The following is a 15,715-nucleotide window of genomic DNA, read 5'->3' on the forward strand; positions in this document are numbered from 1 at the left end:
CTGAGAACCACTTCTACCTACAACTCACACAAGCATAAGCTATTCCATCCCCTCCAAAACATTTACCAAATCTTTTTCCACCTGCTTCCAAAGTGTTTTCAACCGTTTTAAGCTCTTTTTTAATTGAGCATAATCACAATGTTTGCCCATCACTTCTATCCCTTTTAAAATTGATATTCCCTCATCAATAGAATATTGACGAAATCCGGTAAGCATTTTATGGGCCAGGTCGGGAATAGGCTCATACTCCTTTTTTCGAACCAAACCAGAAAGCTTTGCTATATTTTCATTGGTCTCGTTAACAAAAACCATCACCACAGAGGCAAAGAAAGCTTTGTCATTTCCGGTAAAGTTAAGAACACTCGTCAAATCGAAAAGAGAAGAAGCTATATTAGGATTTTGATAATCAAATTCATTGACAGCAATATTTTTATTCCTTAACCGGCCCAAGGAATTTATGAGATCACTTTTTGAAAATGGTTTTGGCAAAAATGCAACATTTTTTATTCTTTCTATTTCATCCAAAAGATATTGATTAGCGGCAGCCGAAAGCAACAACATCGGAACATTATTTTTTTCCCGTATCATTTTAATAAAATCAATTCCACTTATTTCCGGCATTCGATAATCGGTAATTATTAGATCAAAAGCTTCTTCTTCGATTATCTTAGCAGCCTCTTTGGGTGAAGAAACTCCCCTAACGTTTGAATGATGCTGAAGAAATCCCTGCAATAATTGCAGAATAAGTGGATCATCATCCACCACCAGGATATTATTAAATCCCAATTCTTCGAGATTTGGAGATTTGGTCTTGGGTTGATTTATTTCCGGCAATTGCAACGGAATACGAAACCAGAAAGTACAACCTTTATCTTTGTTATTTTGATAGCCAATGGCCCCCTCCATTGCTTCCACCAGTTTTTTGCTAATAGAGAGGCCTAAACCGGAACCGCCGGCACTTGCAATAGTTTCGGAATGGAGTCGAGTAAATTCTTCAAATATGTCAGCAGAATCAGATTCGGAAATTCCCGGACCGGTATCGCCCACCTCGAAAAGAAGCGAATTATCCTCTTTACGAAGACATATCCACACCTCCCCTTCATCGGTAAATTTAACGGCGTTACCTACCAAATTAATAAGTATTTGTTGTAAACGGGTTTTGTCGCCTCGGAAAACCGGAACTTCATTTATTACAGAGTAGGTGAAATGAAGATTCTTTTGCCGAGCTTTTCGAATAAAGAATTGCCAAACCTCTTTAATCAGTTCTTCGGGGAAAATGGTTTCTTGCTGAAGCGTCAGTTTCCCTTCATTCATTTGTGACATATCCAGTATATCATTCACTAAAGCTAAAAGATGATGGGCTGAATTATGAATAATTTCTGCATTGGCATTATCAGTTTTTAACAGTTCAGAAAACCCAATGATAGAGGTAAGCGGGGTTCGAATTTCGTGACTCATATTGGCCAAAAAGCGCTCTTTGATTTTCATTAAAGACTCAACCTTTTCTTTTGATTTTACCAGCTGCTCTTTAAGGTTTCGACTTTTTTTCAAATCACGATTAATCCATATAACAAACCCGAAAATGATAATTAGTGCCGATATTCCCAGAAAGATCAACTCATGCAGTAAATCTTTTCGCATAAGCCCCAATCTACTTTGGTATCGATCGGATTCGGCAAGAGCCTCCTGTTGCAGTTGATACAATATTTGGCGGATTGTTTGGGTTAATTGATCATCCAGTTGAGACAAAGCTCTTTCTCTGGTAAGCAACAGGTTAGAGAAATGACGATCCTGTTTAATTAAAACCTGGAGCTGTTCTTTTACTTTTTCAATGGCGGGATCTTTTCTTACCTGCGTAATCAAGGAAGAATCAACTATTTGCCTGATTTTTGGTGTGGGTGCTATCCGCACCGTGTCCTCCTCTTCTTTTGAACCACTTAAAAATCGCGCTATTCGCCCTAAAAAAGAGTTTTTTTCCTCGCCTGATTTGGATTGTTCTGTGGTTTCAACCGAATCGACTCTAAGATGCATATAGGTAATATGACTTATCTGATAGTTAAAACTATCCGGCAGAAGAATTAAAATATCTTCATACCGTTGACGATAACGATTAATATCACTTAACTCAAAAAGTTGCTCTATATGTTGGCATTTTTGATCGTACAATTCTTTAAGGGTATCTACTTTTAATTGGAATACAGAATCTGGGAAATACCAGCCAAGCCTGTTGAGCAAGAGTTGAACCGAATCGTTTAAAGCATGGAAATTGCTACGGTCCCGTTGCCTGCCGGTAAGCACATAAATTCTGGTAGCCCGGTCAACTTCCTGCATTTTAAGAATTAGTTCATTTAGCAATAAAAGCCTTTGCCCCACCGGATCATTTTGCGGATGGCTTTTCAGATGTCTAACCACTCCAAAATAATTGATTCCAAAAGCAAGAACAGCAACTATTAATAACAAAATAAATCCTGCAGTTACTTTAGTATTGATGTATTGGTCTGGCCAATTTTTTCTCATTTTTATTGAATAAATTTTATTCGCATCGAAATTAGTTGTTTATGGTATTGTAAATCTATCATTCACACCTTTAACACTCAAACTAGTGACCTTATCCAGCAACCTAAAAATACATTGTAACGATGTCAATTTGTCAAACCTACACCACTGTATATGTGACCTTTAAGTCATTTTGACGCCAACTCAACCAGTCATTTCTGATGGTCTAAACTTTGTATTGAGGCGTGAAAAATAGATTTAAAAATGCAATATAAAGATTATTACAAAATATTAGGGGTATCCAGGCAAGCTAGTCAAGAGGAAATAAAAAAAGCGTACCGAAAACTGGCAATACAATATCATCCTGATAAAAATCCGGGTGATAAAAGTGTCGAAGAACGCTTTAAGGAAATCAACGAGGCCTATGAAGTACTAAAAGACCCTGAAAAACGGGCAAAGTATGACCAATTAGGAGCAAACTGGGAACAATATGAGCAAGCAGGCTTCGGCGCCAATGAGCATTATGGTTTTGGCGGTTTTAACTGGTCACAATTTGGCTCACAAAACCAAGGTCATAGCACAACTTTCCATTTCGAAGAAGATTTAAAGGATTGGTTTGGTGATAGAGATAGCGGTTTTTCCGATTTCTTCAATATGTTTTTTGGCAATTTTGGAGGTTCTCGATCTCAACGATATGGGAACCGCCACACTACCAAAGGAAAGGACTTGCATGCCGAAATAGAACTATCAATTTACGAAGCTTATCATGGTACAACAAAAATATTGAACGTTGATGGCCATAAACTGAAAATACACACCAAACCAGGGGCCTACGAAGGACAGGAATTAAGGGTTAAAGGAAACGGGCGGAAAGGTATAGGCGGCGGACCTAATGGCGATCTATACCTCAAAATCAGAATTCGCCCTCAATCAGACTTTAAAGTACAGGGACATAACATCCTAAAGGAAGTTCCTATAGATCTTTATACCGCCATTTTGGGCGGGAAAGTTACCATACAGACTCTAGATGGTAGAATTAATATTAACATACCTAAAGCTTCTCAACCAGATAAAGTATTAAGAATTAAAGGAAAGGGAATGCCAATTTATAATGAACCCGGGAAATATGGTGATTTATTGCTCAAATTGAAAGTAAATATACCGGATAATCTCACCGAACAAGAAGAAAGGCTATTTCAACAACTGAGAGATTTACATCGTTACAATAATTAAACAAACGTTACAACATTCGGTCTGTGAAACAATTAAGAAATATCAATTCGAAAAATGGAAAATTTCCCCCGTTTTTAATTGGAGAATATTCGTAAAAGCCCTACATTTGCAACCGCAAAAACAGAAATGGCGAGGTAGCTCAGCTGGTTAGAGCGCATGATTCATAATCATGAGGTCGGCGGTTCAAGCCCGCCTCTCGCTACAAAAAAAGAGTTATAACCTTTGAGGTTGTAACTCTTTTTTTATTGTAGCAAATTACACGAAATCCAATACTAACTTCTTCAAAAAATTCAAAACGCTTAAATTCCCTGAAGAAACATCTTTGAGAAAAAGAAATAAAAAAAGAGGCTGCCTAAAACAACCTCTTTCCCTTTAAATCAGCATTTGCTAACCAAATCCAAGTCTATGAAAAAAATCTACTGTGCAAATATGAGCATTATTATTATTAAGAACAGCAAAACTGCCTTAAAGCTTGTTAACTTCACTAATTTTAGAGCGTAATTTAGCTTTCAACAACAAAAAAAGGACAGCTACTATGAAGCACTGTCCTTTCCCCTTAAATCAGCTTTGTTAACCAAATCCAAATCTATGAAAAAAAATCTGTTACAAAGATATGCTTAAATCCCCTTAAAAAGACACAAAGGCGGTTAAACGAGGTTAAAAATACAACTGGAAAAAGGAACCACTTAAATCAGGTTCCTTTACCCAGTTATTTTAAATCTAAGTTTTATGAAAAAATCCCATTTACAAATATGACTAATAATTAAACAAAACCCCCAACAAAATAAGTTAATTAATGTTAACCCCAAACATAGAAATAACAGAAATTCAACAGTTACCCTTCGTCAGACAAATTTAGAAATCAATGATTTTATGTAATAAAACAAATCAATAAATATCCATTAATGCTCTTCTACCAAGGATTTTTTTCGTCTAACCAAGAAATAAAATATTAAGAGAGAAAAACCACCAAAGAACAAAACCATAGAAATATATGCCACTGCATCAGAAAGATAACCATTAACAGCCAATAAATCACCCACTATAAATCCTATAGCCAATCCCAATAAAAATATGCCATATTTCAAAGAATTAATCATATTCTTTTTCCCTTCTTCCTTAAAAATAGAGGCATCTCTTCCTGACGCTATAAGTGCCGTTCGTTCAATACGCCTGTTTCGAAAATAGGATACCAAAACTGTTATTCCGAAAATCATACTAAAAAATGCAACCGGTACTATTACTTCAACTCCCATAATTTCTTATTTTTAAATTGTTCATAAATCTTTATTTGTTTTGCCTATTGGACGCGTCCAATTTTCCATTGGTTACAAAAAATTCCTAAAAAAATTATCGGATAATCTGTAACCAGAACCCTTGTTAACACGTCTCACTTTCACGATGCGCACAAAAGATGACAAAATTATTATTAAACAAGTTTTAAAAGGAGATGTAGCCGCTTTTTCGGTACTTATCGATCGGTATCGGCATATGGTTTACACTTTAGCATTTCAAATAACCAAAAATAAATCTGATGCTGAAGAGGTGGCCCAGGATGCATTTCTAAAAGCCTTTCAGGCATTAGCTAGTTTTGAAGGAAGAGCGTCCTTTTCCACATGGATTTATCAAATTACATTTCATCAGGCTATATCTAAAATCAGACAAAACAAAAAACATAATCTTTCATATAAAGAAAATATATCAAACGAAAATAGTCCGTTAACTGATGATAACATTACAGGTCAATTATTAGAAAGAGAAGACCGAAAACGCTTTTTGAATGAAGCACTCTCCCGTTTAAAAGGAGAAGAATCTTTTATTTTAATATTGTACTATTACGAAGATCTTAATATAGAAGAAATTGCTAAAATTACGGGATATTCAGCAACCAACGTAAAGGTAAGACTGTTTAGAGCTCGGCTTAAACTACATAACGAATTAAAAATATTACTCAAATTAGAGACCAATTCGCTTTTGTAGGCTCCTAAAATAGCAATCGAGAACATTTTTCTTAAGGTTTAAATTGTAGACAAACAGAAAAGACTATGTCTAAAAAAGAATTAATACAAGAGGATCAAAAGTGGAAACAGTTATTCCAAAATAGTTTTCAACCCGAGAAAATACCTTCACCCGACTTCAACAAAAAAGTTATGGATCGAGTATTACACGAATGGATTTCTCAATCAGAATATTTTACACCGGTAGTCAATAAACGGAATCGTTTTTGGATCATTTCAGGAATTGTTGTTGTTTTCATAATCGGTTTTTTCATGGATGCGGGAGTTTTTCGTCAGGATGGTTTACAGCTGTTGAATAACCTCAATGATTCTTTTCGCTTTCTATTTTCATGGATAAAACCGGTCCATTTAATATTTGTAGGTACATTTCTGGCGGTGGGATTATTATTGGCATTGGATTATTTCTTCAGGAAACTCTCCAACATATAATTTGCAAACATTCATCAAGCACATTTAAGCAGGGTGGCAAAGTAAAATTCTCCCAATCAAGATATCACCAATCTTTTGGTTAATTTTGCAAAAAACAAAAGAGACGTGATTTATCCGGAAACATTTGAAACCAAGCTTTATTTTCATAAGATTCGTGAATACATTCGTCAGGGCTGCTTAAGCCCTATGGGGAAAGAGCGCATCGACAAGATGACCTTTTCCAACCATTTCAGCAATGTTGAGTTATGGCTCCGTCAGACACATGAAATGCTTCATATTGAAGATGACGGACAAGCCATGCCTGCCGAACACTTCTTTGATCTTCGAGAACCATTAAAAAAACTAAAAGTAGAAGGTCTTTTTCTGGAAGCTCACGAACTCTTTGATTTGAGAAGATCGTTAGGTACGATACGAAATATTGTACGCTTCATACAATCAAAAGACAAAGAACTATATCCTTCCTTACATGAGCTATCGGCCACCGTTAAGGTTTATCCTGCCGTACTTGAAAGAATTGATTCAATCATTAATAAAAAAGGTGAGGTTAGGGACAATGCCAGTGCAGAGTTGTACCGCATCCGCCAAGAGATACGACACAAGCAAAAGAGTATTTCGGGCAAAATGCAGGAAGTATTGCGTAAAGCTCGTCAGTCGGGTATAGTTGACGCCGATGCCTCGGTTACTATCCGTGACGGAAGAGCAGTTATTCCGGTAAACTCAGCTAACAAAAGAAAAATACAGGGCATTGTACATGATGAATCGGCAACAGGGAAAACAGCCTATATCGAACCTGCCGAAATTGTTGAAATCAATAACGAAATAAGGGAGTTGGAATACGCTGAACGACGAGAGCTCACGAAAATTCTTTCTGAACTATCCAACTTTTTGCGTCCCTATTTGGAAGAGATGTTGCACGCCTTCAATTTTTTGGGGATTATCGATTTTATTCGTGCCAAAGCCCGATTTGCCAAAAGCATAAATGCTGTTGTACCACCAATGCGACATGAAACCTCCTTTCGCTGGGAAAAGGCAGTACACCCTCTTCTATATCTTCAGCACCAATCATCCGGGAAGCCGGTAGTTCCGCTCGATATAGAACTAACTCAACAAAACCGAATTCTACTTATTTCGGGGCCCAATGCCGGTGGAAAATCGGTATGTCTTCAAACTGTAGGACTACTCCAATATATGTTGCAGTGCGGTCTTCCGGTTCCGGTAGGTGAAAATTCTCAGATGGGCTTCTTCGATCGAATTTTCATGGACATTGGCGACGAACAATCTATAGAGAACGACTTGAGTACTTACAGTTCCCACCTTATGAACATGAAATATTTTTTACGTCATTCTAATAACCGCACTCTATTACTTATTGATGAATTTGGTACCGGCACAGAGCCAATGCTGGGGGGCGCCATTGCCGAAGCGGTATTGGCTCAGTTAAACAAACAAAAAGTTTTTGGAGTCATTACCACCCATTATACTAACCTCAAACATTTTGCTTCCGAAAACAAAGGCATCATTAACGGCGCCATGCTTTTCGATACTCATAAAATAGAACCGCTCTTTAAATTAGAAATAGGCCAACCTGGTAGCTCTTTTGCCTTTGAAATTGCCAGAAAAACAGGATTGCCTGAGGAAATCCTTCAATCGGCGAAGAACCAGTTGGGAGAAGAACATATAAATTTTGACAAACACTTACGTGAAATCATTCGCGACAAACGCTACTGGGAGAAAAAACGCGAAATGGTCCGCGAACGCGAAAAAAAATTGGAAAAAGTTCTGGCCAAATACGAAAAAGAACTTGAAAAGTTAAAAAACGAGAGAGACCAAATTATAGAAACTGCCCGAAAAGAAGCAGGTGATTTACTGGCTTCGGCTAACAAAGAAATTGAAAAAACCATACGCGAGATCAGGGAGGCTCAGGCCGAAAAAGAAAAAACCCGAACCATAAGAAAAAATATTGACCAAATTAAGGAGGAAATTAAACATGCCTCTATCGATAATGACACCCAAAAACAATTAGAGAAAAAAATCCAAAAAATCAAGGAACGGCAGAACAGGAAAAAACAAAAAAAACCAGATGAGCAAGTAAGCAATAAACCAATTAACGATACAGAAAACACCCAAAATGAAATCAGGCAACTGGCACCCGGCGATCCCGTAAAACTAGAAGGACAATCGATTCCCGGAGAAATTATTGAAATTAATAAAAAAGAAGCTGTTGTGGCTTTTGGCCAGCTCATAACAACTGTTAAAGCCTCTCGGCTCGAACGTATTAGTAAAAATGAATTTAAAAAAGCTATTCGGCAAAACAACGTTGTTAGCAGTAATATTTCCGAAAAAATACGAAGCAAAAAAATAAATTTCTCGCCCGACATCGATGTCCGGGGGTTGCGAGCAGACGAGGCCGTAGCCAAAGTTCTCGAACATCTCGATGAAGCACTTTTATGCGATATTCAAACGGTAAAGATCCTTCATGGAAAAGGCAACGGTATTTTGCGGGAACAAATTCGACAACATTTAGCTACCTTACCATTTGTTTCTAATTTTAGAGATGAACATGTTCAATACGGTGGTGCCGGAATCACTATTGTAGAATTGGGTTAATTACCTGGAAATCTGTTAAAAGACAAAGCATACCAAAGGCTTGATAAAACCAGTCTGGAAAATATGACATGCCATAATGGGATGCTGCACATAACGTTAACAGATAGTATTCCTATTTCAGCTATAACAAGCATTCCTGGTCAAGATCGGTCCTTACGGTTTATACAGAAAAAATTGACACAAAAATAAATAAGGAACATTTTTTTATTCCAACCGTTAACAAAAAGCATATATTTAACTAAAATAAATTAGAAAGAACAAGTTTATTTTAATACCCTGCCAAACATTAAACATTATGGGGAATTTTTATTCAATAAAAGCAACTATTCGTCTTCACTTTTTATGGAGTATCTTTTTCCTGATGTTTTATTCACAACCGGCCAGTTCTGTCGGTGCTCTCCCCTTTCCACAAAAGATCATACAGCCCGACGGATCAGTAATTACCATAAGAATTCATGGCGATGAATGGTTTAACTGGCTCACGACCATTGATGGCTACAGAATCATTAAAAATAAAATTGGTTTTTTTGAATATGCCTCTCAATTAAAATCAGGTGTTATTACGCCCTCAGGAATTCGTGCTTCCGATCCGGAGCAACGTGATGATGATGAAAAACAATTTCTTTCCACAATAACCAAAAACATCGGAGTTACCAAAGATAAAATATTGGAAAAACGACAGTTACGCTACAACAAACTGCTCAAAAGTTCAATAATGACCACTTTTTTCCCTTCAAAGGGGGAGCCTTCGTTATTGCTTATCCTTGCCAATTTTCAGGATACCAACCCTTCCTACTCTACATCCGACTTTAACGCATTTATGAACGAAGAAGGTTATAGCAACACAGGAAGTTTTAAAGATTATTACAAAGAAGTAAGCGGTGGATTATTAAACGTTCATACAACGGTTACAGAGTGGGTTAACGTCCCTGGAACCCACGACTATTACGGCCCTGAAGACAAATGGAAAGAATTTGCTCTACATGCCATTCAGGCAGCCGCTGATGCAGGTATTGACTTTTCCGCTTTTGACAACGACGGCGATGGCGTGGTTGAAGGAGTGGCCATCATTCACCAAGGGCCTGGACAGGAGGTAACCGGCGACACAAGCGATATATGGTCACATTCTTTTTCCTTTTCATCATGGGGAGTTCCCGAAGCACAACGAACTTTTAACGGAGTAGTTGTTGACCAATACACCATCCAGCCTGAATTGCTAGGTTATACGGAGAAAATGAACAGCATAGGTGTAATTTGTCACGAATTTGGGCATAATCTCGGACTGCCTGATTTCTATGATGTAGATGAAGAATTGAATGGTCAATATACCGGAACAGGCGATTGGGATATTATGGCCAGCGGAACTTACAACGGATCGCCCATTGGCTCATCACCGGCACATCATAATCCCTTTTCAAAAGCAGAATTAGGCTGGATTGATGTATCTATCATCAACCAGCCGGCAACCATTCAACTCGCACCCATATACTCCTCCAAACAGGCATTGCGTATTAATAGTCCCGTAGAGGGTGAATATTTGCTACTTGAGAACAGACGTCGAATCGGATTTGATGCTTTCATACCGGGAAGCGGCCTTTTGGTTTACCATGTTGATGAAAACCTAATAAATCAAAGACGTTATGTCAACACAATCAATATAGATAACCATCAAGGCTTCTATCCTATTGCAGCCAATGGGACAATTAACGATCCCTCCTGCCCGTTCCCCGGAACCGCTCAAGTTACTGAACTTACCGACTACAGTACCCCCTCCACCCAAACCTGGGATGGACAAAGTTTTAACAGAAGCTTAACCAATATTTCTCTTACCGACAGCGTTATCTCTTTTGACTTCATGTTTATACAGGACGGGACACCGCTCTATTTCAATGCTTCTGCCCGAAATCATCAGTCTATTGAACTTATGTGGACACCCTCTTCCGAGAATCATCCTGTATTGATAGCCTGGAGTGAAGATGGTTTATTTGGTAACCCTATTGATGGACAAGAATACAATATTGGAGAGACCATTGATGGGGGCGGAACTGTACTATTTTACGGCAGTAGTGACACCAGTTACGTTCATTTCGGCCTTTCTTCATCAACTCAGTACTATTATGCGGCCTGGAGTAATAAAGGCACGGGTTATTCCCAGAGCTTAAAAGATAGTAGTGTTACCGATCCCCCACCAATCACCTCTCTTCCATGGTCTGATGGCTTTGAATATGGGCTCACTGAATGGGTACAGGAATTTATTTCGGGCGAAATAGCATGGTCGAACAAACAACTATATGTTAATGAGATAATTGTTGATCCATGGAGTGGTGAAAGTTATGCCTCTTTTTTTTCAAATAGTTATATTCCTCAAACAACAAGACTTGTCTCGCCCACTCTTGAATTGGAAAGCAACAAAACCTATTTTCTTCGTTTCCGTCACTTAATGCCTGTATGGGAAGGCGACCAGGATGAATTGAAAGTTTTAATAAAAAAAGAATCAGAAACACAATGGGAAGAAATTGCCTACTTTAACAATCATACCCCTGAATGGACCGAACGAAGACTAGAAATACCCTATTCCGAACCATTGAAAATAGCCTTTGAAGGAACTAGTAATTACGGACATGGAATAGGAATTGACAGTGTGGAGGTTTTTTTGGCTTCCGATTGCAATATTATTCCTAATATTTCCACTTCAAACGTTGCGGCGGATAATATTACAAAAAGTTCTATGCATTTAACATGGACCAGAGGTAATGGCGATGCTGTATTAATACTAGCCAGAAAAGGTGCAGCCATCACAGAAATTCCCCAAAACGGGGTGGCATATACTGCAAACAGTGAATTTGGGGAAGGCGATGCGCTTCCTAACGACACCTATGTTATTTATAACGGAACGGAAACCTCTATGACCCTTACCGGACTCGAACATACATCTGACTATTATTTAAGTTTTTTTGAATACTATACCCCATTTTATTGTTATGAAATCACCGGTTCATCAACCACTTTTAGTACTCAGGCCAATATTTACGAAATCACCGTAACAGTCATTGATTCAGATGGTAATCCGCTCGAAAACGCTTTGATAGAATATGGTGAAGATACATTATATACTAACGTAAATGGCGAAGCCACATTAAAGGCAATTCACAATGAATATCAATATGAACGTTTTAATATCACCAAAGATGGATATATAGCTGTTTCCAGAAGGTTTATTCCAAATCAACCTCAAACCATTACGGCAACTTTACGTAATTTTGTTCCTTTACCTCCCACCCACTTATCCGCAACCAAAAACAATAGAACTATCAGTTTGGAATGGTCGCCGGTCATAAACGAAAATTTTGAACGCTATATTACTTATTCCAAAGAGATAAGCGGATGGCAATTCCTCGACAAAGACGGGGCGGACACCTATGGCATACGAACCATCACCTGGCCGGGTGAAAATGATCCAATGGCATTCATGGTATTTGACGTTTACTCAGATGAGGTATGTCAGATGGATTACGACATCACTGCCTGGTCTGGCAGTAAGGTGTTAATAGCATTTTCTGCCCAGGAAGTTCAGAGTAATGACTGGTTGATTTCCCCACCAACCCTTATACAAGAAGGAGATTACTTTTCACTCATGGCCCGAACGCTGGATGCCGGTGATTGGGGCCGCGAAGTTATCAATATTAAAGTGCGTCCAGAGGGCGAAACGGAATGGACAACATTGTTAGAAAACGAAGAAGTTCCGGAATCCTGGACACACTACCAACTTCCTTTAGGGTCTGATTTTAATGGCCAAAACATAGAAGTAGCTGTTCAAAGTATCGGTTATAACACCTTTGCACTTCTTATCGATGATATCAAAATAGGTCCACCAACAGAAACCCCTGAACTGAAGCAGTTAACTTCTTTAAATCTTTCATCGAAATCAATCACCCCACCCAGAGATTCAGGAAATTATTATTCCTATAAATCCCCAAAAAAAGAAAACAGGACAATTGGTTACCAAACGCCTTCTCTCTATAATGGAAATGTTGAATATATCATTTACAGAAATGAGACTGAAACAGACCGGACTTATGGTTTCACACAAAATTCATTTATCGATGTAGTTCCGGAATGCAGAGAATATGAGTATCAAGTCAGAGCTTATTATCCTGACGTAAAAATGGAATCAGAACCCACAGCATCAATTTGGATCGAACCCTGCCTTTCAGTCCTTTTTATTGTTAAAGATTCGGAAAATAATCCCATAGAAAATGCAGAAATTACCTTCAATAACGAAAGTAAATCAACTGATAGCAACGGCGAAGCCTCTTTTTCAATGGTCGGCAGCGATAGTCTATTGGCATACACCATATCTGCAACCGATTTTCAGGAATTTCAAAATCAATTATTGATCAATTCCGATACTCTGGTTGAGGTAGTTCTAGATTCACTGAGCACCAACATTGAAGAGCCATCTCTTTCTTCCGTTTCTTTTTCCCCCAATCCGGTTACAAACAAGGCCACCCTTAGCAATTTACCAGATCAACCATGCACACTTTTCTTTTACGACATTACAGGTAAACCCGTTAAAACAATGCAAATAAACAGTGGCCCTGCTGTTACTATTAATTTGTCGACCTTTAAACCCGGCATTTATTTACTATTAATAAGAGCCAATAATAATGAAACCCATCGTATAAAGGTAGTTAAGCAGAGCAATTTATAATCATATAGTCAATATTGCTTTGGGCAAACTAACCTTAATTGAACTTAAATTTTACCAGGTAAGCAACAATATACCATTAAAAGATAAAAGAGATTCAAGATTTACTTAAAGAAGAATTCGAATATATTAATAGTCAAAAAATGTATAATCGAGTAGGAAAGGGTGTCTAAAAAGTCCTTGATATTTTTTGTCAATACCGAACAGCGTACTATAAATCTTGTTGTTGCACAGTGTTACACAGAGTAACCTCTGTGTGGCACAGAGCGAAACAAGGATGATCAAGAGGGTATATCACAACAAAAGCATATTTTACCAGGCAGGCACACAACAAAAAAGGCCCTGAACCTAATCAGAGCCTTTAATTTACTTGATTTTCAAGCGAGCCAATGACGGGAGTTGAACCCGTGACCTCTTCCTTACCAAGGAAGCGCTCTACCACTGAGCTACATCGGCAACATTAGAGCGGAAAACGGGACTCGAACCCGCGACCCCGACCTTGGCAAGGTCGTGCTCTACCAACTGAGCTATTTCCGCAATTCTATTATCAGTTCGTTTTTCTGATAAGCGCTGCAAAAGTATAAAAAATTTGGTTTCAACAAAACGGTTTTAGTCAAATTTCTTTCAAAAAAATGGAAAAGCCGCTGCAAACGTTTTTGCAACGACTTTTGCCTATGGAGAGCAGAATTAAAGATTATCAAAATTTTAGCTATTATGACCTGTCAAGGAAATAACCCGAGGCTTCATTAAAAATATTTTTAAATGAACGGTCTACTTTCCAAGAAACAGCATTATTTGCTATGGGAAATGGAGCCTCATGTGAGTAGCTAAAGTCAAAATCTATTACTCTAACATTACTTTTTGGATCTATTTTCAATGTTTTATAAATGGCTTCACCCGGTATTACTAGATCTTTTTTCAATCCAATGGCTTTGATATTTTGAATAACCCTCTGTAGCGTTTTCACCGGTTTTTTTCTGAATCTCTCCAATGAGATCACAGAAGTAAACGCATCCCAGATCATTTCGCCCACAGGCATTAGGAAGCCTGGGAATTTTCTTTTTAACGCGGAAAAATCGGTTTGAAGGAGAAAAGTTTTTAACCGTTCAAAAGCCCGGTCGTCCAATATGGTCCTGGAACGACCATCCATTTGATCAAACGTAGACCCTCCGCAAAAGAAAAAGGCACGACTATCATCATATAAATTAAACGGGTTGGAAAGCAATAAAACTTCAGTTACAAAAGCTCCGATCGAATAGGAAAAGAAATCCACTGCTGTACCAGCATTAAAGAGGGGATGTTTCCCCCTAATTATTTGTTGCGATAATGTAACCAAATCGGCCACTGATTGAATTCCCGAATAAACGAATAACTCGGGGACCAAATCCATTCGTTCACTTAGTGCTGCATTCACAAAAGTACTATTCCTGATTTTCCCATAGCTTTTTTCTCTCAACCCCACAACTTTAATCATCTGCCGTGGAACACTCCATGAAATGGGCGACCTGTTAATATGATTGGCCAGGGGGAACAATATTACAGGAATCCCTGTCTCTAATGCCAAAACATAGGCCCATGACAAATATTTCTCCCATGAACGCTCATTCAACCCATGTAATAATAGTATTGCCCTATTACGGTCTTGTCTCTTTACCGGCTCAAAAACCGAATATCTGAAATATTGATTTTTATTATTATTGATATCAAATAAATCCAGACTGTTAATTGAATCATCAAAATTACTGTTCAACAACACACTAGATTGATCCTTTAATGATTTTGATTCAAAAGGGAAGGTATGAATTACCACATTGTCATCCACAGGATGAACAGGTTCATTTAAATTAAATTGTTTTTTCAGTTGGATATGTAATTCTTGAAATATGAACATGCAATTCCTTCCTTATTAAAATACAACTTCAAAATAGCATTAAAATCTCCAAACAATCATCTACAATGTAGGATACGACACCATTATGGGATAAATGGAGTCCACCGTGGGATAAATGAAATTATTGTGGGGTAAATGGTTTTTATAAAAAAATCACCATATTTGCATGAAACGAATTAAAATAAATGATTCTCATAAATTTGCCAACTCAATGTTAATCAACAATAAAAGAAACCAAAAGCATTTCTTTCTCAATAATTGAAAATACAGCGATGAAATTGCAGTGAATTTATCTTATCGTCCAGAAGAGTAGAAAGTATGGAAATTCCCTAA

8 protein-coding genes and 3 tRNA genes are annotated in these 15,715 nt (G+C 37.8%); 6 read left to right on the forward strand and 5 right to left on the reverse strand.

Annotated elements, in window-relative coordinates; translation table 11 throughout:
• Nucleotides 1-39: 39 nt before the first annotated feature.
• Nucleotides 40-2,517, reverse strand: coding sequence for a hybrid sensor histidine kinase/response regulator (locus BM130_RS01740; RefSeq protein ID WP_010528702.1), 2,478 nt, complete (start codon nt 2,515-2,517; stop codon nt 40-42).
• A 243-nt stretch (nt 2,518-2,760) separates the two neighbouring features.
• Between BM130_RS01740 and BM130_RS01745 the strand changes: the two genes are divergently transcribed.
• Nucleotides 2,761-3,729 carry a DnaJ C-terminal domain-containing protein gene (locus BM130_RS01745; protein ID WP_010528703.1) on the forward strand — a complete coding sequence of 323 codons (969 nt, stop codon included), beginning with the start codon at nt 2,761-2,763 and terminating at the stop codon, nt 3,727-3,729.
• Nucleotides 3,730-3,857: 128 nt separating this feature from the next.
• Nucleotides 3,858-3,931, forward strand: a tRNA-Met gene (locus BM130_RS01750).
• Nucleotides 3,932-4,631: 700 nt separating this feature from the next.
• Here the strand turns inward: BM130_RS01750 and BM130_RS01755 are convergent.
• Nucleotides 4,632-4,985: a DUF6249 domain-containing protein gene (locus tag BM130_RS01755; protein WP_010528704.1), complete on the reverse strand. Its 354-nt coding sequence runs from the start codon at nt 4,983-4,985 to the stop codon at nt 4,632-4,634.
• Between the two features lie 145 nt (nt 4,986-5,130).
• On the opposite strand from BM130_RS01755, the gene BM130_RS01760 reads away from it, so the two are divergent.
• The 4 genes from BM130_RS01760 to BM130_RS01775 all read left to right on the forward strand — a co-directional run bounded on the left by BM130_RS01760 (nt 5,131) and on the right by BM130_RS01775 (nt 13,494).
• Nucleotides 5,131-5,709, forward strand: a complete 579-nt coding sequence (locus BM130_RS01760) for an RNA polymerase sigma factor (protein ID WP_010528705.1) — start codon at nt 5,131-5,133, stop codon at nt 5,707-5,709.
• A 65-nt stretch (nt 5,710-5,774) separates the two neighbouring features.
• A complete protein-coding gene (locus BM130_RS01765; RefSeq protein ID WP_010528706.1) occupies nt 5,775-6,176 on the forward strand; it encodes a hypothetical protein in 402 nt (133 codons plus the stop codon).
• Between the two features lie 105 nt (nt 6,177-6,281).
• A complete protein-coding gene (locus BM130_RS01770; RefSeq protein WP_010528707.1) occupies nt 6,282-8,783 on the forward strand; it encodes an endonuclease MutS2 in 2,502 nt (833 codons plus the stop codon).
• A gap of 295 nt (nt 8,784-9,078) precedes the next feature.
• Complete coding sequence (locus BM130_RS01775) at nt 9,079-13,494, forward strand: M6 family metalloprotease domain-containing protein (RefSeq protein ID WP_010528708.1); 4,416 nt, start codon at nt 9,079-9,081, stop codon at nt 13,492-13,494.
• Nucleotides 13,495-13,875: 381 nt separating this feature from the next.
• Here the strand turns inward: BM130_RS01775 and BM130_RS01780 are convergent.
• The 3 genes from BM130_RS01780 to BM130_RS01790 all read right to left on the reverse strand — a co-directional run bounded on the left by BM130_RS01780 (nt 13,876) and on the right by BM130_RS01790 (nt 15,382).
• Nucleotides 13,876-13,947: transfer RNA gene (locus tag BM130_RS01780), tRNA-Thr, on the reverse strand.
• An 8-nt stretch (nt 13,948-13,955) separates the two neighbouring features.
• Nucleotides 13,956-14,028 (reverse strand) — tRNA-Gly (locus tag BM130_RS01785).
• 175 nt (nt 14,029-14,203) lie between these two features.
• Nucleotides 14,204-15,382 (reverse strand): DUF6051 family protein, encoded by a 1,179-nt coding sequence (locus BM130_RS01790; protein ID WP_010528709.1) that lies wholly within the window; start codon nt 15,380-15,382, stop codon nt 14,204-14,206.
• Between the last annotated feature and the right edge of the window lie 333 nt (nt 15,383-15,715).

The sequence above is a fragment of the Thermophagus xiamenensis genome (genome assembly GCF_900112795.1).
GTDB classification, from domain to species: Bacteria; Bacteroidota; Bacteroidia; order Bacteroidales; family Marinilabiliaceae; genus Thermophagus; species Thermophagus xiamenensis.

Excerpts from the sequence above, each read along its gene's own strand:
- BM130_RS01765 (WP_010528706.1), top strand. The coding sequence starts at position 5,775 with ATGTCTAAAAAAGAATTAATACAAGAGGATCAAAAGTGGAAACAGTTA.
- BM130_RS01790 (WP_010528709.1), bottom strand. The coding sequence starts at position 15,382 with ATGTTCATATTTCAAGAATTACATATCCAACTGAAAAAACAATTTAAT.
- BM130_RS01740 (WP_010528702.1), bottom strand. The coding sequence starts at position 2,517 with ATGAGAAAAAATTGGCCAGACCAATACATCAATACTAAAGTAACTGCA.
- BM130_RS01745 (WP_010528703.1), top strand. The coding sequence starts at position 2,761 with ATGCAATATAAAGATTATTACAAAATATTAGGGGTATCCAGGCAAGCT.
- BM130_RS01760 (WP_010528705.1), top strand. The coding sequence starts at position 5,131 with ATGCGCACAAAAGATGACAAAATTATTATTAAACAAGTTTTAAAAGGA.
- BM130_RS01755 (WP_010528704.1), bottom strand. The coding sequence starts at position 4,985 with ATGGGAGTTGAAGTAATAGTACCGGTTGCATTTTTTAGTATGATTTTC.
- BM130_RS01775 (WP_010528708.1), top strand. The coding sequence starts at position 9,079 with ATGGGGAATTTTTATTCAATAAAAGCAACTATTCGTCTTCACTTTTTA.